General features: G+C 73.8%; 19 protein-coding genes. 5 read left to right on the forward strand and 14 right to left on the reverse strand.

Annotated features, from left to right (window positions below; genetic code table 11):
- Nucleotides 1-71 precede the first annotated feature (71 nt).
- The 3 genes from CRP39_RS24470 (at nucleotide 72) to CRP39_RS24480 (ending at nucleotide 3,370) form a co-directional block, all read left to right on the forward strand.
- Complete coding sequence (locus CRP39_RS24470; protein ID WP_097209005.1) at nucleotides 72-1,700, forward strand: sugar ABC transporter ATP-binding protein; 1,629 nt, start codon at nucleotides 72-74, stop codon at nucleotides 1,698-1,700.
- Nucleotides 1,697-2,704, forward strand: coding sequence for an ABC transporter permease (locus CRP39_RS24475; protein WP_097209006.1), 1,008 nt, complete (start codon nucleotides 1,697-1,699; stop codon nucleotides 2,702-2,704). Before CRP39_RS24470 ends, CRP39_RS24475 begins: the two co-directional genes overlap by 4 nt.
- 114 nt (nucleotides 2,705-2,818) lie before the next feature.
- Nucleotides 2,819-3,370: a flavin reductase family protein gene (locus tag CRP39_RS24480; protein ID WP_097209007.1), complete on the forward strand. Its 552-nt coding sequence runs from the start codon at nucleotides 2,819-2,821 to the stop codon at nucleotides 3,368-3,370.
- A gap of 21 nt (nucleotides 3,371-3,391) precedes the next feature.
- Here CRP39_RS24480 and CRP39_RS24485 read toward each other — a convergent pair whose 3' ends face one another.
- Nucleotides 3,392-4,519 carry an IclR family transcriptional regulator domain-containing protein gene (locus CRP39_RS24485; RefSeq protein ID WP_245854092.1) on the reverse strand — a complete coding sequence of 376 codons (1,128 nt, stop codon included), beginning with the start codon at nucleotides 4,517-4,519 and terminating at the stop codon, nucleotides 3,392-3,394.
- 168 nt (nucleotides 4,520-4,687) lie between these two features.
- On the opposite strand from CRP39_RS24485, the gene CRP39_RS24490 reads away from it, so the two are divergent.
- Complete coding sequence (locus CRP39_RS24490; protein WP_097209040.1) at nucleotides 4,688-5,716, forward strand: chemotaxis protein CheB; 1,029 nt, start codon at nucleotides 4,688-4,690, stop codon at nucleotides 5,714-5,716.
- Nucleotides 5,717-5,720: 4 nt separating this feature from the next.
- Nucleotides 5,721-7,658: a CheR family methyltransferase gene (locus tag CRP39_RS24495; protein WP_097209008.1), complete on the forward strand. Its 1,938-nt coding sequence runs from the start codon at nucleotides 5,721-5,723 to the stop codon at nucleotides 7,656-7,658.
- 10 nt (nucleotides 7,659-7,668) lie between these two features.
- Here CRP39_RS24495 and CRP39_RS24500 read toward each other — a convergent pair whose 3' ends face one another.
- From CRP39_RS24500 to CRP39_RS24560, 13 genes are all read right to left on the reverse strand, one after another.
- Complete coding sequence (locus CRP39_RS24500; RefSeq protein ID WP_097209009.1) at nucleotides 7,669-8,925, reverse strand: ANTAR domain-containing protein; 1,257 nt, start codon at nucleotides 8,923-8,925, stop codon at nucleotides 7,669-7,671.
- Entirely contained in the window at nucleotides 8,922-9,323 is a 402-nt protein-coding gene (locus CRP39_RS26515; protein ID WP_097209010.1) for a hypothetical protein, read from the reverse strand. Before CRP39_RS26515 ends, CRP39_RS24500 begins: the two co-directional genes overlap by 4 nt.
- A 57-nt stretch (nucleotides 9,324-9,380) precedes the next feature.
- A complete protein-coding gene (locus tag CRP39_RS24510; RefSeq protein ID WP_172442626.1) occupies nucleotides 9,381-10,304 on the reverse strand; it encodes an LLM class flavin-dependent oxidoreductase in 924 nt (307 codons plus the stop codon).
- Nucleotides 10,305-10,306: 2 nt separating this feature from the next.
- Nucleotides 10,307-10,639 carry a ferredoxin gene (gene fdxA, locus CRP39_RS24515; RefSeq protein WP_097209012.1) on the reverse strand — a complete coding sequence of 111 codons (333 nt, stop codon included), beginning with the start codon at nucleotides 10,637-10,639 and terminating at the stop codon, nucleotides 10,307-10,309.
- Nucleotides 10,640-10,668: 29 nt separating this feature from the next.
- Nucleotides 10,669-11,751, reverse strand: coding sequence for an NAD(P)/FAD-dependent oxidoreductase (locus CRP39_RS24520; protein WP_097209013.1), 1,083 nt, complete (start codon nucleotides 11,749-11,751; stop codon nucleotides 10,669-10,671).
- The gene (locus CRP39_RS24525) at nucleotides 11,748-13,433 is read right to left on the reverse strand and encodes a benzoate-CoA ligase family protein (protein WP_097209014.1); all 1,686 of its coding nucleotides are present in this window, start codon (nucleotides 13,431-13,433) and stop codon (nucleotides 11,748-11,750) included. The genes CRP39_RS24520 and CRP39_RS24525 overlap by 4 nt, the downstream gene beginning before the upstream one ends.
- A gap of 73 nt (nucleotides 13,434-13,506) precedes the next feature.
- Nucleotides 13,507-14,988 (reverse strand): benzoyl-CoA 2,3-epoxidase subunit BoxB, encoded by a 1,482-nt coding sequence (boxB, locus tag CRP39_RS24530; RefSeq protein ID WP_216359906.1) that lies wholly within the window; start codon nucleotides 14,986-14,988, stop codon nucleotides 13,507-13,509.
- Nucleotides 14,989-14,990: 2 nt separating this feature from the next.
- Nucleotides 14,991-16,730 carry a 2,3-epoxybenzoyl-CoA dihydrolase gene (boxC, locus tag CRP39_RS24535; RefSeq protein WP_097209015.1) on the reverse strand — a complete coding sequence of 580 codons (1,740 nt, stop codon included), beginning with the start codon at nucleotides 16,728-16,730 and terminating at the stop codon, nucleotides 14,991-14,993.
- Nucleotides 16,731-16,833: 103 nt separating this feature from the next.
- Nucleotides 16,834-17,535 carry an ABC transporter ATP-binding protein gene (locus tag CRP39_RS24540; RefSeq protein ID WP_097209016.1) on the reverse strand — a complete coding sequence of 234 codons (702 nt, stop codon included), beginning with the start codon at nucleotides 17,533-17,535 and terminating at the stop codon, nucleotides 16,834-16,836.
- On the reverse strand, nucleotides 17,536-18,327 hold the full coding sequence (locus tag CRP39_RS24545) for an ABC transporter ATP-binding protein (protein WP_097209017.1): 792 nt from the start codon (nucleotides 18,325-18,327) through the stop codon (nucleotides 17,536-17,538).
- Nucleotides 18,324-19,322 (reverse strand): branched-chain amino acid ABC transporter permease, encoded by a 999-nt coding sequence (locus CRP39_RS24550; protein WP_172442627.1) that lies wholly within the window; start codon nucleotides 19,320-19,322, stop codon nucleotides 18,324-18,326. The genes CRP39_RS24545 and CRP39_RS24550 overlap by 4 nt, the downstream gene beginning before the upstream one ends.
- 20 nt (nucleotides 19,323-19,342) lie before the next feature.
- Complete coding sequence (locus tag CRP39_RS24555) at nucleotides 19,343-20,227, reverse strand: branched-chain amino acid ABC transporter permease (RefSeq protein ID WP_097209019.1); 885 nt, start codon at nucleotides 20,225-20,227, stop codon at nucleotides 19,343-19,345.
- Between the two features lie 65 nt (nucleotides 20,228-20,292).
- A complete protein-coding gene (locus tag CRP39_RS24560; RefSeq protein WP_097209020.1) occupies nucleotides 20,293-21,513 on the reverse strand; it encodes an ABC transporter substrate-binding protein in 1,221 nt (406 codons plus the stop codon).
- Nucleotides 21,514-21,656: the final 143 nt, after the last annotated feature.

Raw genomic sequence — 21,656 nt, forward strand, 5'->3', positions numbered from 1 at the left:
GGGGCCTCCCCACGCCCGCCCGTCCCGACCCCCAGCGGCGCAACCGCGCTCCGGCCCCAGGGAAGCCACGGATGACGACCACCGCCCTCGAGCTCCACTCCGTCTCCAAGACCTTCGGTGCGACCAAGGCGTTGCAGGGCGTCTCCATGACCGTGGAGCGCGGCGAGGTCCTCGCCCTGCTGGGAGAGAACGGCTGCGGCAAGTCCACCCTGGTCAAGGTCGTGGCCGGCGTCTACGACCCCGAGCCCGGCGCCCGCATGCTGGTCGACGGCCGAGAGGTGTCCCTCCCGCTGGAGGCCGGCGCCTCGCGCGACCTGGGCCTGAGCTTCGTCCACCAGGACCTCGGCCTGGCCCGGCCGCTGACGGTCCTGGAGAACCTGCTGGGCGGGGTGGCCGAGCGCAGCGGCTCGCGGCTGCGCATCCAGTGGCGATCCGAGGCCCGCAAGGCCCGCGCCATGCTGCGCAGTTACGGCGTGGACGTCGACCCCCTCGCCGTCATCAACCACCTGCCACCGGTCGAGCAGGCGCTGGTGGCCATCGCCCGCGCCGCCGAGGAGCTCAAGCAGTACCGGGAACGCACCGGCGCCACCTCCTCGGTGCTCGTGCTGGACGAGCCGACGGTCTTCCTCCCCGAGGAGGAGGTGCAGTTCCTCTTCGACCTGATCCGCACGATCGTCGCCTCGGGCGCCAGCGTCGTGTTCATCTCCCACGACCTGCCCGCCGTCCGGGAGATCGCCGACCGCGTCACCGTGCTCCGGGACGGCAAGCTGGCCGCCACCGCCCGGATGAGCGACGTGACCGACGCCGAGATCGTCGAGCTGATCGTGGGCCCCGCGATCGCCAAGCTGGACGCGTTCGGCCACGGGAACGTGCACGGCGACGGCCGACCGGCCACCGCGCCGCCGCGGGTCTTCGACCGCTCCCCGGGCGCCGGGCTGCACGTCACCGGGCTGCGTGGCGGGCAGGTCCGCGGCCTGGACCTGCACGTCGCGCCGGGTGAGGTCGTCGGCCTGGCCGGGCTGCTCGGCTCCGGCGCCGAGGAGGTGCCCTACCTGCTCTTCGGCGCGAAGCAGGCCACCGGCGGCGAGCTGACCCTCGACGGGACGACGGTGCCGGTGGCCAGGCAGCAGCCGGCCACGGCGGTCGGCATGGGTCTGGCGCTCATCCCGGCCGACCGGCGCCGCGACGCCATCGCCCCGGCCGTGTCCGTCGCGGAGAACATGATGCTGCTGGTGGTGCGGCGCTTCGCAGTCCGGGGGTGGTTGCGCAACCGCCGGCTGCGCGGCGCCGCCGATGCGCGTGCCGAGACGCTCGACGTCCGCCCGCGCCGTACCGACCTGCCGGTCGGCACGCTCAGCGGCGGCAACGCGCAGAAGGTCGTCGTCGGCAAGTGGCTGGAGATCGGGCCGCGGGTCCTGCTGCTGCACGAGCCGACGCAGGGCGTCGACATCGCCGCCCGCGCCGAGATCTACCGGGTCGTCCGGCGGGCCACCGAGGACGGCATGTCGGTGGTCTGGGTCTCCAGCGACTTCGACGAGCTGGCCACCGTCTGCGACCGCGTCGTCGTGGTCAGCGGCGGGGTGGCCGGCGCCGAGATCCCGCTCCGGGACATCACCCCGGAGGCGATCACCGCCGGCGTCTACGGGGCCAGCACCAGTGAGTCCACGATCCTCCCGACCGTTGAACAGGTGGCACGATGAGCGCGACGGACACCCTCGAGGCGAAGGACCCCCAGCCGGCACCGAGCGTCGCGCAGGGCCGCGGCTCGACCCGCGGCCGGTGGGGGGAGAAGGCCGCGCTGCCCATCGCGTGGCTGGTGCTCTTCGTCGTCTTCGCCGCGCTGGCCCCGGACACGTTCCTCTCCATGGGGAACATCGCCAACATCCTGGGATCGCAGTCGATCCTCTTCATGCTGGCGCTGGCCGCGCTGCTGCCCACCCGCTCCGGCGACCTCGACCTGTCGCTGGGCAGCATCGGCGGCCTGTCGGCGATCATCGTCGCGGTGCTCAACGTCCGGCACGGCGTCTCGCTGCCGCTGGCCTGCCTGGCGGCGGTCGCGGTGGGCGCGCTGTGCGGGGCGTTCAACGGGCTGTTCGTGGTCAGGTTCAAGACCGAGCCGTTCATCATGACCCTCGGCACCGGCACCCTCTTCGGCGGCCTGGTCTTCTGGATCGCCAACTCCACGACGATCGTCGGCGTCGACCGGGACCTGTCGATGTGGACCTACCTGCGCCAGATCGGCCAGGTGCCGGTGCAGTTCTACTACTGCCTGCTGGTCATGCTCGTCATCTGGTACGCCATGAACTACACCCCGCTGGGCGTGCGCAACCTGTTCGTCGGCCAGTCCCGCGAGGTGGCCGTCCTCAGCGGGATCAACGCCGACCGCATCCGGTTCGGTGCGTTCACCCTCGCCGGCGTCATCGCGTCGCTGGCCGGGATCCTCTACGTCGGCACCACCGGCTCGGCGGGCCCCACCTCGGTGGAGACCTTCCTGCTCCCGGCCTACGCGGCGGTGTTCCTCGGGGCCACCACCATCCAGCCGGGCCGGTTCAACGCCCTCGGCACGGGGGTGGCCGTGCTGTTCCTCGCCACCGGCACCGCCGGCCTGCAGCTGCTCGGCGCGCAGGACTACGCCCAGCAGCTCTTCTACGGCGGCGCGCTCGTCGCGGCCGTGGCCATCTCCCGCTACCTGCGCCGCACCTGACGCGGCGGCACCGGGCGCGAGCCGGCCGCAACGGCGGACCGGTGGCCCGGGCATGATCGAGCCGATCCAGCATGGCCCCGACACGGACGCCGACGACCTCGGGAGGACCCACCGATGACCCACCCCGCCCAGCCGGACCCCGCGTCGGTCGAGGTCGCGCCCGTCGAGGCCGCACCCGTCGATCCCGAGCTGCAGGCCCGGTTCCGCGAGGTGATGGCGGGTGTGCCGACGCCGGTCTCGGTGATCACCAGCACCACCGGCGGCCTGCCGCACGGGACGACGGTCAGCGCCTTCGCCTCGCTGTCGATGACCCCGCCCATGGTGCTGGTGAGCCTCGACCGGGGGTCGGACCTGCTGGCCGTCGTCCGGGAGTCCGGGCGGTTCGGGGTGAACGTGCTCGGCGCGCACCAGTCGCACCTGGCGATGGCGTTCGCGCGCAAGGGCGGCACGGGCAAGTTCTCCGGTGTCCGGTGGGAGATCGACCACGACCTGCCCCGGCTGCCGGGCGCGCCCGGCTGGCTGGCCTGCGAGGTGGCCACCCTGGTCGACGGGGGCGACCACGTGGTGGCGCTGGGCACGGTGGTCGCCGCGGGGACGTCCGAGGGGCAGCCGTTGACCTACCACGGCCGGGTGTTCGGCACCCACGCCGCGCTCGAGCTGCCCTGACCGCGGCGCCGGCCGGCCGATTCAGGCGGAGACGGCGCTCCCGGCCGCGGGCCGCGGCACCTCCACGTGCGGCCGGGACTGCCACAGCGCCCACTCGACGCTGATGTCCGCGGCGGTGTGCAGCAGCCGGGGCAGGTGCTCCTGCACGAGCACCTCGGTCGAGGTCTCGGCCGCGTGCACGGTGACGTTCATGGCGGCGCGGACCGTGCCGTTGCCGTCGCGCACCGGCACCGCGACGGAACGGATGCCCGGGGCGAGCTCCTCGTCGGCCAGTGCCCAGCCCCGCGCCCGGACCTTGACCAGCTCGTCACGCAGCTGGTCGGCGTCCGGCTGCGGTGCCGGCGGCAGGCCGGCACGGCTGGGCTGCGCGAGGGCGGCCTCCAGCTCATCGGTGGAGAGGGCGGCCAGCAGCACCTTGCCCTGCGAGGTGCGGACGGCGGGGAAGCGGGTGCCGATCTCCACCCGCAGCGTGATGATCCGGGGCACCGCCACCCGGGCGACGTAGACGATGTCGGAGCCGTCGAGCTGCGCCATGGACGAGGACTCGCCGGTCTGCGCGACCAGCGACTCCAGGTGCGGGCGCGCGATGTCCCACAGCCCCAGGGCACTGACGTAGGCCGTGCCGAGCCCGAGCACGCGGGGGGTGAGGTGGAAGACGCCGCCGGCGGAGCGGACCAGCCCCAGCTCCTCCAGCGTCAGCAGCAGGCGGCGGGCGGTGGGTCGCGCCAGCCCGGCGGCGGCGGCGACCTCGGTGAGGGACATGGTGGGGCGGTCGGCGCCGAAGGCGGCGATGACGTCGAGACCGCGGGCGAGCGCCTCGACGAAGTCCGGTCCCGTGCCGCGTCCGGCCATCGGCCCACCCCGTTCCTGCCGCCGGCGGATCGCACCGGCCCGACCGACCCGGTCCGGGACGGAGGCGGCTCGCGGGCAGCCGATCGCCCGGCCACCGCCCACGTCATCATCCCGGATCGGGCCCGCCCGCGGCCCTCGTTCCAGCGTCGACCACCCCGACGGGCGAGCCGCGCCGCGCAGCGCGCGGCCGGGCGCCGGCCGGGTCCGGGACTCGGGGTGGCCGGTGAGGGCGAGCGCGGCCAGGGCGTCGAGGAGGTGGTGGGCGCCGGCGCGGTCGAGCTCGCCGGGAACGCGCACGGGCGTGCGCGGGGCCGGGGCTCCGACCCCCATCGGTGCCGTAACAGCGCACGTACGCAGCGGAGCGCCGGGGAGCGTGTCCGCCGGGTGGCGGGGCTACCGTTCAGGGGTCACGACCTCCTGCGCCGCCGGACCGAGGCGGCCTCCGTGACGGGATGGGCGGGCTCGGTGGCGACTCGGCGTGACCTGGTGGTGGTCGGCGCCTCGGCCGGCGGGGTGGAGGCGCTGCAGGCGCTGCTGCGCGGCCTGCCGACGGACCTCCCGGCCGCCGTGCTCGTCGTGCTGCACATCCCGGCGAGCGCCCGCAGTGCCCTGCCCGAGATCCTCGCGCGGGTGTCCTCGCTGCCGGTCCGCCCGGCTCGCGACGGTCAGCCGCTCGAGCCGGGCACCGTGGCCGTGGCCGTGCCCGACCGGCACCTCATGGTCGTCGACGGCCGGCTGATGCTGAGTCGGGGGCCGCGCGAGAACGGGCACCGGCCGGCGGTCGACGTCCTGTTCCGCTCCGCCGCCCGAGCTGCGGGCCCCCGCGTGGTCGGCGTCGTGCTGTCCGGGGCGCTGGACGACGGCACCGCGGGGATCGTCGGCATCCGCGCGCGCGGCGGCGTCGGCGTCGTCCAGCGGCCGGACGAGGCGATGTACCGGAGCATGCCGCAGCACGCGTTGGAGGTCGGGGGCGCCGAGCACGCCGTCCCAGTGGCCGAGATGGGGGCGCTCCTCGAACGGCTGCTCGCCGAGGAGGTCGACACGGCCGCGGCGCCACCCCCGAGCGACCTCATGGACACGGAGACGGCCATGGCCGAACTGAACGGCACCGCGTACGACCAGGACGATCGGCCGGGTGAGCCCTCCGGCTTCGGCTGCCCGAGCTGCCACGGCGCGCTCTTCACGATCACCGAGGGCGGCTTGGAGCGCTACCGCTGCCGGGTCGGCCACGCCTGGTCGCCCCAGGCGCTGGCGGAGGAGCAGTCGCAGGCCCTGGAGGGCGCGCTCTGGATGGCCTTGCGGAGCCTGGAGGAGAAGGCGGCGCTCAGCAGCCAGATGAGCAACCGCGCCGCGGACCGGGGGCACCCGCACAGTGCCGCGACGTTCCGCCGTCGTCACGACGAGGCCATGGACGCCGCCGCCGTCCTCCGGAAGCTGCTGCAGCGCGGGGAGCTGAGCGCGGAGGGCCTCCCCGACGAGTCCGGCCAGGCCTGAGCCCGTGGACCCCCGGACCACGGACGCCCCTCCCGCTGTCGAGGACGACGGGCGGGCCGGTGGCGACGGTCTCGCCACCGAGGAGCCGGCCACCGGCGACGCCGCGGAGGGCCGGGACCCCGAGTTCGAGGCGCTGCTGGTCTACCTGCGGGAGCGCCGCGGCTTCGACTTCACCGGCTACAAGCGGCCCAGTCTCGTCCGGCGGGTCCAACGCCGCATGGCCGAGGTCGGCATCGAGCGGGTCGGCGACTACCAGGACCACCTGGAGGTGCACCCCGACGAGTTCACGCCGCTGTTCAACACGATCCTCATCAACGTCACGAGTTTCTTCCGCGACCGCCCGTCGTGGGACCACCTGCGTGAGGTCCTGCTGCCCCAGCTGCTGAGCACGTCCGGCCCCGGCATCCGGGTGTGGAGCGCCGGGTGTGCCTCCGGGCAGGAGGCCTACAGCGTGGCGATCCTGCTCGCCGACGCGCTCGGGGTCGACGAGTTCCGCCGACGGGTCAAGATCTACGCCACGGACGTCGACGAGGAGGCCCTGGCACACGCCCGCCAGGGCGCGTTCAGCGAGCGGGAGCTGTCCGGGCTGACGCCCGAGCAGGTGCAGGAGTACTTCACGACCGAGGCCGGGCGCTTCGCGTTCCGCAAGGACCTGCGCCGCTCGCTGATCTTCGGCCGCAACGACCTGGTGCAGGACGCGCCGATCTCCCACGTCGACCTGCTGCTGTGCCGCAACACGCTCATGTACTTCACCGCCGAGACCCAGCAGCGCATCCTCGGCCGGCTGCACTACGCGCTCAACCCCCACGGGGTGCTGTTCCTCGGCAAGGCCGAGATGCTGCTGTCCCACACGCAGCTGTTCACGCCGATCGACCTCGGCCGACGGTTCTTCCACAGGCGGAACAGCGGTCCGGTGCGCGAGCGGCGGACGGCGTCCGCGGTGTTCGCGGTGGCCCAGGACGGCGCGGGCGCGGACATCTCGCGGCTGCGCGCCGAGGCGTTCCTCTCCGGGCCCTCCGCCCAGCTCGCCGTCGACGTCGACGGACGCCTCGCCATGGTCAACCACGAGGCCGAGCGGGTGTTCGGCCTCGACCTGCGCGACGTCGGCCGGCCGTTCCAGGACCTGGAGATCTCCTACCGCCCGGTGGAGCTGCGGACCTCGATCGCCGAGGCGGTGGCGACCCGCCGCCCGCTGTGGCTGCGGGGCGTGGAGCGCCCGCGGCCGGGGCAGGAGCCGGCCGTCTTCGACGTCCAGGTGGTGCCGGTGTTCCGCGAGGACGGCGGTCTGCTGGGCACCACGGTGGTGTTCGACGACGTCACCCGCTACCGGCGGCTGCAGCAGGAGCTGGAGTTCGCCAACCACCAGCTGGAGACCGCCTACGAGGAGCTCCAGTCGGCCAACGAGGAGCTGGAGACCACCAACGAAGAGCTCCAGTCGACGGTGGAGGAGCTGGAGACCACCAACGAGGAGCTCCAGTCGACGAACGAGGAACTGGAGACGATGAACGAGGAGCTCCAGTCGATGAACGACGAGCTCCACTCCACCAACGAGGAGCTGCGGGTCAGCACCGACGAGGTCGCCGGCCTCAACCGGTTCATGAGCGGGGTGCTGGGCAGTTTCCGGGCGGGCGTCGTCGTCGTGGACCCGGACCTGCGCGTCCTGGTGTGGAACTCCGCGGCGGAGGACCTGTGGGGCCTGCGCGAGGACGAGGTGCAGGGCCGCTACCTGCTCAGCCTGGACATCGGGCTGCCCGCGGGGCCGCTGCACCCGCTGCTGCGGCGGCAGGTCGGTGGTGGCGGTGAGGGGCACGACGTCGTCGAGCTGGACGCGGTGAACCGGCGGGGACGCCCGGTGCGCGTGCGGGTCACGGTCACCGCCTTCACCCAGGGGCCGGCCGGTCCCGCCGGGGCCGTCGTCCTCATGGACCCCACCGACCCCTGACCCCGGCCGGTCACCGGCCGGCGGCGATCACCTCGTCCGCGTGGCCCTCGACGACCAGCTGCGCGAGGTCGCGGAGCTTCACGTTGAGCCGGTTGCTCAAGGTGACCAGGCGGGCGAACGCGTCGTCGGCGCCCACCCCCAGGCGGGCCATGAGCACGCCCTTGGCCTGGTCGATGACCGCGCGGGAGGTCAGCGCCTTCTCGAGGTTGGCCGCGAGCGTGCGCAGGGACTCGCGTTCGGCCACGGTCTGCAGGACCCCGCTCACCGCGGCGGCCACCAGCTCGGCGATCCGCAGACCGGTCGCGTCGAAGGCGTTGCGGTCGGCCGAGTAGACGTTGAGGACGCCGGCGGGCACGCCGTCCTCCGGGAGGGGGATGGCCAGCACGCTCCGGACGGTGCCGTCGGCGGCCGTGCGCGCGAGGACGGGCCACCGCGGGTCGGCGTCGACGTCGCCGGTGACCACCGCCTCGCCGGAGGAGTAGGCGTTCCAGCACGGGCCCTCGCCGGCCTGCATCTGCCGGCCGTCGAAGGTCTGGGCCGCCGTCGAGTCGCTGCCCAGCACCTGGGGTGCGAGGGGCGAGCCGAGGCTGATGCTGACCGCTCCCGCCGCCGGCACCGCGCTGCGCACCAGGACGGCCATGCGGCCCATCAGCTCCTGGCGGTGGCCCTCGGCCAGCGGCAGCGACGAGAGCTCGGCCAGCGCCGTGGCCAGACCGAGGCTCTCCGCCTCGACGGACCGGCTCCCCGCGTCGGCATCACCGTCCGGCGTTCCGGCCGGGATGAGGACCCACTGGATCCGGGTGTCGCCCCCCGGCTCGCCGTGGAGCTCGGGGAACCCGAACAACGAGACCGGGCTCTCGTCGGGCCCCCGGCCCCGCACGAGGACGTGCGAGTGGTGCTCGCGGGCCTGACCCGAACCGAGCGCACGCAGCGCCGAGCGGTACGAGCGCACGTCCGCGGGGGACAGGAAGACGCTGAAGGGCTTGCCGCGCAGTCGCGACAGGGGCACGTGCAGCTGCTGGGCGAGGGCCGGGTTGGCGTCGAGCACCTTCCCGTCGCCGTCGGTGATGCACAGCCCCACCGGCACGACCGCCGACAGGTGGCCGCGCCAGCGGCGCTCGGCCTCGTACCGGTTCAGGAGTTGCTGGATCTGCTCCTGCTGGACGCGGACCTCCTCCTCGGCGACCCTCAGCTCCTCGTGCGCCACCTGCAGCTCGGCGAGGGTGTCCAGGGCCTCGCCTGCGCCGAGCCCGTCGGGTCCGCTCATCGCGAGGGCGCCTCGTCGGCCCGGCGGGCGCCGTCCTCGGCGGCGTGCTGCCGGTCGGCCGCGGCGTGCTCGCGGTCGGCCGCCGCCTCCCGCCGGTGCGCGCCGGCCCGGCGGCGGTGCTCCTCGGGGTCGCCGCTGCCGCGCCGGGAGGCCTGCTCGTGCGCCTCGGCGGCCGCCTCGTGGCTGTGGGCGGCCCGCTCGTGGCCGGCGGCGGCGCGCTCGTGCGCGCGGCGCGCGTTCTCGACCGCCTCCGCGGCACGCTGCTGCGCGAGCCGGGCGTCGCCGGCCGAGCCGTGCTCCTCGGCCAGCCGGGCCAGCCGGTCGGCGAGCTCGCGGGTGCGCCGGCCCGCCTGTTCCGCCCGGATCGCCGCCTGCTGGCCGGGGCCGTCGCTGTCCATCCGCCCATCCTCCTCCGCTCCGCCGGACCGCGCCGCGGTGTGCGCGGTCCGGCGGCGTCAGTCGCGCGGCGCCGGCCGGACGGCGGGCAGGACGGCGGAGGTGAACAGGTCGACCAGCGCTCGGCGCTCGGCGTCCTGCCCGACGGGGGAGAAGACCAGCGTCCCGGCCCCGGCGTCGGCGTACTCGCGGACCCGGGCGGCGACCCGGTCCGGGTCGCCGTGCAGCAGGTAGCGGTCGGCCAGCGGGTCGAAGTCCTGCTGGTAGACCGCGCTGACGGTCTCCACCACCTGTCGCCGCGAGCGGGCGGCGTCCTCGTCCACCCCGCCCCAGCAGAACACGGCGCCGCGCACCGTCGCCGGGTCCCGGCCGGCGGCCTCGGCGGCCTGCCGCACCTCGCCGAGGCTGCGGGCCAGCTGCTCGGGCGTGTACATGTACGGCATCCAGACGTCGGCGAAGCGGCCGGCGCGGCGGATCGCGGCCGGCCGGCGCCCGCCCAGCCAGATCGGTGGCCCACCCGGCTGCACGGGACCGGGGTCGAGGGCCAGACCCGGCACGGTCGTGAACCGGCCGGCGAAGTCGACCGGGCCGCCCGCCCACAGCGCCCGGAACAGCTCCAGCGCCTCGTCGGCGCGGGCGCCGCGCTCGGCGACGTCGACGCCGGCGGCGACGAACTCGGGCGGGTGCTCGCCGCCGACGCCGACGCCCAGGTCGAAGCGGCCGCCGCTGACCCGGTCCAGCGTGGTGGCCAGCTTCGCGGCCAGGGCGGCCGGGTAGAGCGGGACGACGGTCAGCGCGCTGAGCAGCCGGATGGTGCTCGTGGCCCCCGCGGCCGCAGCCAGCGCGACGAAACCGTTCGGGTGGGGACTGTGGAAGAACAGGTGCTCCCCGCAGGCGATCCCGTCGTAGCCGGCGGCCTCGGCGGCGCGGGCCTCGGCGGCGACGGCGGTCTGGTCGCTGCTGAGGGCGAGGACGACGCGCACGGTCAGGAGTTCCCGGCGACGAGCTCGGTGTCCACGCCGATCCGGCCGACCTTGGAGGCGCCGCCGGGGCTGCCCAGCGGGGCGTCGCGGCCGGGCAGCACCTCGACGAAGAACCGCCGGTTGTCGTCGATGTGCGGCTCGTTCTCGTCGCTCACCCGGCGGTCCTGGGCGATCGCCTCCACCGGACACACCGGCTCGCAGGCGCCGCAGTCGATGCACTCCTTGGGGTTGATGTAGAGCTTGCGGTCCCCCTCGTAGATGCAGTCCACCGGGCACTCCTCGACGCAGGACATGTCCGTGGTGTCGATGCACTCGGCGCCGATGACGTAGGGCACGGGAGGTCTCCTCGGAGGTGGGGCCGGGCTCAGGCGTGGGCGGTCGCGCCGATCCCGGCGGGGTCGTCGCTGCTGTGGCCGGGGAAGAGGGGCTGGTCGGGGTCGAGGTAGGTCGCGGCGTTGTTGACCGCGGTCGCTGCCTCCCCGAAACCGACGGCGATCAACCGCACCTTGCCCGCGTACTCGGTGATGTCCCCGGCGGAGTAGACGCCGGGCACCGAGGTGCGCATGGCGGTGTCCACCATGATCTTGCGGTCGACGATGTCCAGGCCCCAGGTCTCCAGCGGGCCGATGTCGGCGGTGAAGCCCAGCGCGGCGATGACCGCCTGTGCCGGGTACGGGGTGACGGTGCCGTCCTTGGCGCGCACGTGCACCGTGTGCAGGACCTCCTCCCCATCGACGAGGCCCCCGGCCAGGGACTGGACCTGGGCGTCGGTGACGATCACGGTCCGCCCGCGCTCCATGTCCGCGACGCTGGCGGCGTGGGCGCGGAAGTGCCTGCGGCGGTGCACGAGGGTGACCGAGGCGGCGACGTCCTCCAGGGCCAGCGCCCAGTCCACCGCGGAGTCCCCGCCGCCGACGATGACGACGTCCTGGCCGGCGTGCGCGGCGATCTCCTTGACCACGTAGGTGAGGCCGCGGCCCTCCCACTCGGCGCCACCGGGCAGCGGGCGCGGGGTGAAGGTGCCGATCCCGCCGGTGACGACCACGGCGCCGCAGGTGATGCGGGTGCCCTTGTCGGTGGTGACCACCAGCCGGGCGCCGGCCCGCGGGCGGTGCCCGGCCTCGTCGGTCAGCGTCTCGGCGCGCTCGCCGAGGACGTACACCGGGTCGAAGCGGGCGGCCTGCTCGACCAGCCCGCCGACGAGGTCGCGGCCCTTGATGCCGGGGAAGCCCGCGACGTCGTAGATCAGCTTCTCCGGGTAGAGCGCCGTCACCTGCCCGCCCGGCTCGGGCAGGCTGTCGACGAGCGCCGTCCGCAGGCCGCGGAACCCGGCGTAGTACGCGGCGTACAGGCCGGCCGGGCCGGCCCCGACCACGAGCAGGTCGACGTCGACCCGGCGGCCGTCGCCCGCCCCGGTGTGCGGCGGGGCGAGGTCGGTCGCGGTCATGCGGGTTCTCCGGGGGTCGCGGCGGCCAGGTTGTCGGAGCGGGCGGCGCCGCTGAGCCGGTCGAGGGCCAGCTCGCGGATGCGGAAGCGCTGCAGCTTGCCGGTGGCCGTCGTCGGCAGTTCGTCGAAGACCAGGACGTGGCGCGGGCGCTTGAACGCGGCCAGCCCCTCGCGACAGAAGGTGACGAGGTCGTCCTCCGTCGTCGGGTCGCCGGGGAGCAGGACGACGCAGGCGACCGGCTTGTCCAGGCCGTCGGCGTCGGGCAGCGACACGACGACGACCTGGTTGACCGCCGGGTGCTGGCGCAGCCGCTCCTCGACCTCGGTGGGGGAGACCCAGATGCCGCCGGCCTTGATGATGTCGTCGGTGCGGCCCAGCGAGGTGTAGTAACCGTCGGCGCTGCGGACGTAGGTGTCGCCGGTGCGCACCCAGGGGCCCTGGAAGACGCGCCGGGTCACCTCGGTCCGCTGCCAGTAGCCGGTGGCCGCGGAGTCGCCGCGCACGTACAGGTGGCCGGGGGTGCCGTCGGGGACCGGTGCGCCGTCGTCGTCGACGATCCTGGCCTCGTAGCCGGCGACGATCTCCCCGGTGGAGCCGGCGCGGGTCCGCCCGGGCCGGCCGCTGATGAAGATGTGCAGCATCTCGGTGGAGCCGATGCCGTCGAGCATCTCGACGCCGAAGGTGCCGGTGAACCGCTCGAACAGCGCGGCGGGGAACGCCTCGCCGGCCGAGACGCTGGCGCGCACGCCCGCGAAGGCGTCGGCCGGCAGGCCCGCGGCGAGCAGGGCGGCGTAGTAGGTGGGGCCGCCGAAGAAGAGCGTCGGCCGGTGCTCCTGCAGCACCCGCAGCGTGCTCGCCGGGCTGGGCCGGGCGCGGTCGAGCACCGTGCTGGCCCCCACCGAGAACGGGAAGGTCATCGTGTTGCCCAGGCCGTAGGCGAAGAAGAACTTGGCCACCGAGAACGTGACGTCGTCCGGGCCGATGGCCAGCACGTCGCGGGCGTAGGTCTCGGCGGTGTCCCGGAGCGACCCGTGCCGGTGCATCGCGCCCTTGGGCGTGCCGGTCGTGCCGGAGGTGTAGAGCCAGAAGGCAGGGGAGTCGGCCACGGTGGGGTAGGGCGTGGCGGCCTGGTCGAGGGCGTCGGCACCGGCGGCGACGAACGCGTCCCAGCCGCGCACCCGGGCGCCGACCACCTCGGGCAGGGGCTCGTCCGGGCCGGCGAGCAGCACGACGTCGGCGAGGTCGCGCAGCCCGCCGACCGCCGGTGCCAGCGCGGCGAACTCGGAGCTCAGCGCGACCAGCCGGGCGCGGCTGTCGGTGGCCAGCAGGGCGATGTCCTTGGGCTTGAGCATCGTGCTGACCGGGACGGGCACCGCGCCGATGCGCAGGCCGGCCAGGAAGGCGGTCAGCAGTTCCGGGGTGTCGCCCATGCACAGCAGCAGCCGCTCCTCGGGGCGGACGCCGGAGGCGATCAGCGCGGCGGCGAAGCGGGTGACCGCGTCGTCGAGCTCGCCGTAGGTGAGGGTGCGCACGCCGCCGTCGAGGTCGATCGCGGTGATCGCGCGCCGCCCCGGGTCGGTGCGGGCGTGCCGGGTGACCAGCCACTCCGCGGCGTTGAACGGCTCGGCGCCGGGCGGCGGGGGGAGGGACGGTGCGACGGGAACGGTGTCGAGGGTGGCCACGCTGCTCAGCCCTTCTGCCGGAGCGGAGTCGCTGGAGGGCGGTGACGTGCTCCAGCGACTCCGCTCGGGCTGCTCAGAATCGGACGTAGTCGTACTCGACCGGCAGCGAGTTGATGCCGACCGACGGCGGGGAGATCCAGCCGGCGAACTCGCCCGGCTCGTGGTGCGGCACCATCAGCTCGGCGACCCGCGCCCGGTCCTCCGCGGTCGGCAGGTACTCGCCGACCGACCGCTCCCAGGTGGCCTCGTCGACGATCTCGCCGGTGGGCGTGACGTGGTGCCCGGCGAAGGCACCGACCTTGCGGTTGAACCCCTGGTGGGGGAGGAACAGCCGCTGCTCCAGGCCCGCCTCCTCCAGTTCCTGGTTCCAGCGCTTGACGCCGTTCTCGCAGTCGGCGGAGTACTCGTTGCGCAGGTCGAGGTTGAGCGCGTTGAGCATCGGGACGGTCCGGGTGGTCATGCGCCCGCTCTCGATGCCGGGCACCTCCATCGTGTAGTCGGTGAGCAGGTGGTCGTCCTTGCGGCGGGTCTCCATCCAGCGGCCCTTGAGGCCGGCGGTGTAGTAGGACGCCGCGTTGGAGGACACCTCCGAGCCGAAGAGGTCCATCGACACCGAGTACTGGAAGTTCAGGTACTTCTGGATCACCGACAGCGGGATCCCGCCGTACTCCCAGATGTCGTCGGTGCCGTGCTCCTTCATCAGCTGCGCGGTCCGCTGGACGGTGCGCTGCACGCCCGTCGTCCCGACGAACATGTGGTGCGCCTCCTCCTTGAGCATGAACTCGCAGGTGCGCGCGAGCGGGTCGAAACCGCTCTCCTTCAGCGTGCCGAGCTGGTACTTGCCGTCCCGGTCGGTGAAGTAGGTGAACATGAAGAACGACAGCCAGTCGGTCGTCTCCTCGTTGAACGCGCCGAGGATGCGCGGGGAGTCGTAGTCGCCGGAGTTGCGCTTGAGCAGCTCCTCGGCCTCCTCACGGCCGTCCTTCCCGAAGTAGGCCTGCAGCAGGTAGACCATCGCCCACAGGTGGCGGCCCTCCTCCACGTTGACCTGGAAGAGGTTGCGCATGTCGTACAGGGACGGCGCCGTCATGCCCAGGTGCCGCTGCTGCTCCACCGACGCCGGCTCGGTGTCGCCCTGGATGACGATCAGGCGGCGCAGGTCCGAGCGGTACTCGCCGGGCACCTCCTGCCAGGCCGGCTCGCCCTTGTGGTGGCCGAAGGCCACCGTGCGGTCGGGGTCGCGCTCGGCGAGGAAGATGCCCCAGCGGTACTCCTCCATCGGCACCCGGTCGAAGTGCGCCCAGCCGTCCCGGCCGACCGCGATGGCGGTGCGCAGGTAGACGTCGTGGGTGGGGATGGAGGGGCCCAGGTTCTTCCACCAGTCGAGGAACTTCGGCTGCCAGCTCTCCAGGGCCCGCTGCAGCTTGCGGTCGCCGGCCAGGTTGACGTTGTTCGGGATGCGCTCGCTGTAGTCGATCTTCGACAGCGGACCGGTGGGCCGGGGGGCGTCACCGGTGACCGTGCCGCTCTGCGGCGTGCTCTCGGTGGTGGTCATGCTCAGACCCGCTTCCTGTCGTAGTCGGCCCGCTTGCCGGTGCCGTACCGGCGCAGCGCTCCTTCCGGCCCAGCGGCGTTGGGCCGCTGGAAGATCCAGTTCTGCCAGGCGGTGAGCCGGCCGAACACCTTCGTCTCCGGCGTCTCGCGGCCGGCGAAGCGGAGGTTGGCCTCCATGCCGGTGAGGGCGTCGGGGGAGAAGCTGGCCCGCTCCTCGACGACCAGGCGGATCTCGTCCTCCCAGTCGATGTCGTCCGGGGTGCTGGTGACCAGGCCCAGCTCGGCGGCGTCGGCGGCGAGCAGGTCGCGGCCCACGGCGGCCTCGGCGGCGGCCAGTTCCGCGGCGCTGCCGAGGAAGCGGACCTGCAGCCGGGTGAGGTCGTTGCTCATCGGCAGCAGGCCGGTGTTGAACTCGTCCAGCCGGATCACCGCGGGCGGCAGGGCCTCACGGCCCTCCTCGGCCGCGTCCTCCCAGATGCCCTCGAGCATGAACTGCCGGTCGGCGGCGAAGGCGATCTCGGCCAGGGCGCCGACGAAGCAGCTGCCCGGCTCGATGAGCGCGAAGAGGCTGCGGCTGGTGGTGTCCAGCCGCTTCACCGTCCGGCGGTAGAAGCCGATCGTCTCGTTGACCAGCCAGTGTCCGCGGTTGGCCAGGAGGAACTCGTCGTAGGCGGCGGTGGTGGCGACGTCCCCCTCCGTCCGCAGCAGCCAGGTGCCGATCGCCAGCTCGTTGGTGCGCAGCCGCAGGACGGCGTCGTCGAGCTCTCGGGTGGCGGCCAGCAGCCAGGCGGCGTCCCCCTGTTCCTGCAACTCCTCGACGGTGCCGGGGACGGCGGCCGGGCCGAGCACGGTGATCGTCGCGGTGCCAGAGTTCCGGTCGAGGACCACGCGCACGTGCTCGTAGCGGGTGGTGTCGCCGTCGGTCTCGCGACGCAGCGGGGTCAGCGCGACGCCGCCTGCGCCGGCGCCGGGCCGGGTCGAGCGGGCCGCGAGCTCGGCGGCCCGGCGGGCGACCTCCTGGGGGAAGTCGCGGGCCTTGACGCTGGCGTCGACCAGGCGCCACTGCACCGCGCGTTCGCCGCGGATGCCTTCGGCGGTGGTGGAGAAGACGTCGGCGAGGTCGCGGCGGACGCCGCGCTTGTCGACCACGCGGGTCAGCCCGCCGGTGCCCGGGAGGACGCCCAGCAGCGGGACCTCGGGCAGCGAGACGGCGGAGGAGTTGTCGTCGACCAGCACGATCTGGTCGCAGGCCAGCGCGAGCTCGTAGCCGCCGCCGGCCGCGGTGCCGTTCACCGCGGCGAGGAAGGGCAGGCCGGAGTGGGCGCTGGCGTCCTCGAAGCCGTTGCGGGTCTCGTTGGTGAACTTGCAGAAGTTCACCTTCCAGCTGTGCGGGGAGGCGGCCAGCATCTTGATGTTGGCGCCCGCGCAGAACATCCGCTCCTTGGCGCTGGTGACGACCACCGCCTTGACCTCGGGGTGCTCGAAGCGGATCCGCTGGACCGCGTCGTGCAGCTCGATGTCGACGCCGAGGTCGTAGCTGTTCATCTTCAGCTCGTAGCCGGGGACGATGCCGCCGTCCTCGGCGACGTCGAGGGTCAGCGTGGCGACCTCGCCGTCGACCGACAGCGTCCAGTGCCGGTAGGCCTCCGGGGACGTGTCGAAGGAGACCTCGGGAGTCGCGGCCGGCTCGGCGACCGGGCCGGGGCCCTCCGTCGCGGCCGAGCGGTCTTCGAGGGTTGTCACGGGACCTCCAGGGAGTTGCCGGCGCCGCGCGTGTGACGCCCACCACTCATCCTGACGTGCTACACGATGGCACGCAAGTGGGCGGACGGATGTAGCGCTAGGGTCAGGCCACGCCGAGCAGCGCGGCGGCGACCGAGCTGTCACTGCGGAACTCCAGCGTGGGGGAGCGGTGCACCACCCGGCCCTTGTCCATGACGGCGATCTCGTCGGCGACGGCGAACGCCAGGTGGAGGTCCTGCTCGACGACCACCAGGGTCACGCCTTCGGCCTTCATGCCGGCGACCGCCTCGCCGATCAGGTCGACGACGGCGGGGGCCAGCCCGTCGGAGGGTTCGTCCATGAGCACCAGCCGGGGGTTGGTGAGCAGGGCCCGCGCGATGGCCAGCATCTGCTGCTCCCCGCCGGAGAGCTGCCCGGCGGTGTGCCGGAGGCGTTCGCCAAGCCGGGGCAGCAGCGCGATCACCCGCGGGACGTCCCACGGGCCGCGCCCCCGGCCGCGGCGGGCGGCGAGGGCGAGGTGCTCGGTGACGGTCAGCGGCGCCCACACCCGCCGGCCCTGCGGCACCAGGGCGACCCCGGCCCGCGCCACGACGTCGGGACGTCGGCCGGTGAGGTCGGCGCCGTCGAGGTGGACCGACCCCGCCGACGGCGTCACCAGGCCCATGAGGGTGTGGATCAGCGTGGTCTTGCCGACGCCGTTGCGGCCCAGCAAGCCGACCACGCGGCCGTCGGGGACGTCGAGGTCCACCCCCTGCAGGACGGTGCTGCGCTTGTAACCGGACCGCAGCCCGCGGACCTCGAGCACTCAGCTCACCTCCAGGTGTGCCGGACCGGTGCCGTCCAGGAACAGGGCGCCGCGCCCGGTGCCGAGGTAGGCCTCCTGCACCGCCGCGCTGGCCCGCACCTCGTCGGGGGAGCCGGTCAGCAGCACCCGGCCCAGGTGCAGCACCGTCACCGAGGTGGCGAGGGCGAAGACGACGTCGAGGTCGTGCTCGACGATCACCACCGTCACCGACTCCGGCAGCGCCTGGAGCAGCGCCACCAGCCGGGCGCTCTCCGCCGGCGACATCCCGGCGGCGGGCTCGTCGAGCAGCAGCAGCCGCGGCTCGCAGGCCAGCGCGACCGCCACCTCCAGCTGACGGCGCTCGCCGTGGGAGAGCGCGGCGACGGGGGTGCCCGCGCGCGCGGCGAGCCCGACGTCGGTGAGCAGTTCCCGCGCCCGTGCCCGGGCGGCGGCCTGCCGGCGGGGGACCAGCGAGTGCCGGCTCCGGTACTGCCGCTGGGCGGCGAGCAGCACGTTCTGCTCCACCGTCTGGCCGAGGAACAGGCTCGAGTGCTGCAGCGTCTGGCTGATGCCGCGCCGCGCGCGCTGGGGCTCCGGCAGCCGCGTGACGTCGTCCCCGGCGAGGGCGACGGTGCCTGCGGAGACCCGCATCGACCCGGTGACCAGCTTGAACAGGGTGCTCTTGCCCGCGCCGTTGGGGCCGATGAGGGCGTGCCGGGCGCCGGGAGGGACGTCGAGGGTGACGTCGTCCACGGCCGTCAGGGCGCCGAAGGAGCGGCTCACCCCGGACAGGGACAGCAGCGGTGCGGTCATGCCGGGCTCCTCGGCGTGCGCCGGCGCCGGAGCCCCGCGAGACCCGCGAACCCGCGGGGCAGCACGTACACCGCGGCGATGAACACCAGGCCGAGCAGCAGCGGGCCGTGCCCGTCGAGCGTCGGCCCGAAGGTGTCGCGGACGAGGACGACGAGCGCGGCCCCGAGCGCCGGCCCCCACAACGTGCCCGCGCCGCCGAGGACGACCGCCAGCAGCAGGAGCGCGCTGGTGGTGAAGCCGGTGTCGCTCGGGTTCACGATCCGCACCAGGCCGGCGAACAACCCGCCGGCCAGGCCGGCGAACCCGCCGGCGATGGCGAAGGCGGCGTACTTGTAGCGGAACGGCGAGTACCCGAGTGAGCGCATGCGGGCCTCGTTGTCGCGGATGCCACGCAGGACGCCACCGAAGGGCGACGAGGCGACCAGCCACAGGGCGAGGGCTCCGAGCAGCACGACCGCGAGGACGAACCAGTACACGTAGCCGGCCAGCGTCAACGGGGTGCCGGCGATCCGGATCGAGGGGATGCCGAACAGCCCGTTGGAGCCGCCGGTGACCGACGACAGCGACTGCGCGAGCTGGTGCACCAGCTCGCCGATGGCGAGGGTGAGCATCAGGAAGAAGACCCCGCCGCTGCGCACCGCCAGCCACCCCGTGGCCGCCGCCGCGACCGCGCCGGCGACCGCCGCGGCCAGCACGGTGACCAGGCCCTCGGCGCTCCAGTGGATCGCGACCAGCCCCGCGGTGTAGGCGCCGATGCCGAACCAGGCGGCGTGCCCCAGCGAGGGCAGCCCGGTCAGGCCGACCAGCAGGTCCAGGCTCATCGCGAACAACGCGAAGACGAGCATCCGGGAGACGGTGTTCGTGCCGAACGGGTCGACGAACAGGGGGACGACGGCCAGCACCGCCAGCAGGACCAGGCCCAGCACGACGGTGAGCCGCCGGTTGCGGCGCCACGGCGTGGCGGTCGTGTCCGGGGCGCCGTCCGCGGTGCTCACGACGGGAGGGCTCTCCACACTCATGAGTGGGCCACCTTCCCGGCGAAGAGTCCACGGGGTCGGACGATGAGCACCAGGGCGAGGGTGCCGAAGAGGATGAACGAGGCGAGGTCGGGCAGCAGCGCGCGGCCCAGCGACTCGACCTGGCCGATCACCAGCGCTCCGATCAGCGCGCCGCGGATGGACCCCAGGCCGCCGATGACGACGACCACCAGGGCCAGCAGCAGGATCGTCTCGTCCAGGCCCGGCCGCGCGCCGTACACCGGGGCGGCGAGCACGCCGGCCACGGTGGCCAGCATCGAGCCGATGCCCAGGACGGCGACCTTCACCTTGCGGTTGTCGATGCCCATCGCCGAGACCATCTCCCGGTCGGCGACGCTGGCCCGGACCAGTGCACCCACCGAGGTCCGCTCCACGACCAGCCAGACGACCAGCGCCAGGACCAGCCCGACGCCGATGAGCATCAGCCGGTAGGTGGGGTAGGCGCTGCCCGCGACGTCCACGCTGCCGTCGAGGCCGGGCGGCGGGGAGACCGAGCGGACGTCGTTGCCGTAGACGATCGACAGCACCTCGGCCACGACCAGCGAGATGCCCAGGGTGAGCAGCGCCTGGTCCAGGATCGGCCGCCGGGCCAGCGGCTCGGTCATCCCCGACAGGACGGCGCCGGCCAGGAGGCCCACGACGGCGGCGACGCCGAGCGCGGTGAGGAACCCGCCCCAGGAGTCGCCGGCGACGAAACTGACCGCCAGGTAGGAGCCGACGAGGAAGAACGCGCCGTGGGCCAGGTTCAGCACGTCCATCATCCCGAAGACGATGGACAGCCCCACGGCCAGGACGAACAGCAGCGCACCGATCGCGAAGCCGTTGAGGATGCTGACGAGGTTCGCGTCGAACCAGCCGAGCATGGGAACTGCTCCTCTCGCAGGCGCCGGGCCGCGGGGTGGTCCTCGCGGCCCGGCGCCGGGCGGGGTCAGGGCTGGGGGAAGACGCCGAGGTCCTCGACGACGGAGTTCACGAGGGTGCCGTTCTCGTCGGCCACCTCACGCAGGTAGACCGCCTGCTCCGGGGTCTGGTTCGTGAAGCTCCACGGGCCGCGGGGGCTGTCGTCGATCTCGCCGAGGCCGCCGAGGGCCTCGCTGAGCGCCTCGCCGCCGGTGCCGCCGGCCTCCTCCAGCGCGCGGGCCAGGACGTTGGCGGCGTCGTAGGCCTGCACGGCGTAGGTCGTCGGCAGCTCGCCGTAGGCCTCCTGGTAGGCCTGTACGAACTCCGTGTTGGCCGCGTTGTCGATCTCGGTCGAGTAGTGCAGCGTCGTCCGGACGCCGACCGCCGCCGCGCCCTGCGCGTCGAGCACGCTGCCCTCGGTGAGGAAGCCGGAGCCGTACAGCGGGGTGGTGTCCTTGAGGCCGAAGTCCGCGTACTGCTGGACGAAGCTGACCGCCTCACCACCGGCGTAGAAGACGAACGTGGCGGCGGCGCCGGAGCCCTGGATGCCGGAGAGGAACGGCTGGAAGTCCTGGGTGGTGCCGAACGGCGTCAGCGCCTGGCCGGCGATCGTGCCGCCGCCGGCGGTGTACGCCGCGGTGAACCCGGCGACGACCTCCTGGCCGGCCGCGTAGTCCGGGGCCATCACGTACACCGGGCCGATGCCCTCCGCGGCGAGGTGCTCGCCCATGGCTGCGGCGATCTGGGCGTTGGTGAACGACGAGCGCCACACGTAGGGGCTCGCGGCGTCCTTCGTGATGGCCTCCGCGCCGGCGTTGGCCACGATCAGCGGCACCTGGGCCTCCGTCACCTGCTCGGCGACGCCGAGGGCGGTGGCGGAGTTGACGATGCCGACCATCGCGTCGACGTCGCCCTCGGTGAGCAGCCGCTGCACGGCCGGGACGCCGGTGTCGGGGCCCTCGCCCTCGTCGGCGGTCACCGTCTCGACGGTGAAGCCGCCCATCTCCCCGCCGTTCTGCTCCAGCCACAGGTCCCAGCCCTGCTGCATGTCCTCGCCCAGCGGGGTGTAGACCCCGGCCTGCGGGATGACCAGGCCGACGCGGACGGTGCCACCGCCCTCGCCGCCACCGGCTCCACCGCCCTCCTCCTCCCCGCCGAGGCTGCCGCCTCCGCACGCGGTCATGGCCAGGGTGAGGACACCGGCGCCGAGGCCGCCGAGCAGTCGTCGACCGGACAGGTGATGCAGCACGGGCACACTCCGGGGGTCACGACGTGCTACACCCGCACGTCTGATGCTCCGAGACCATGTAGCGCACGATGAACCTGTGTCAAGGGTCACACCAGCGCTCCGGCGGAGATGGTGTCGTTCCGTGACCTGCGGTGTCGCCGTCG

This window comes from Geodermatophilus sabuli, assembly GCF_900215145.1.
Taxonomy (GTDB): domain Bacteria; phylum Actinomycetota; class Actinomycetes; order Mycobacteriales; family Geodermatophilaceae; genus Geodermatophilus; species Geodermatophilus sabuli.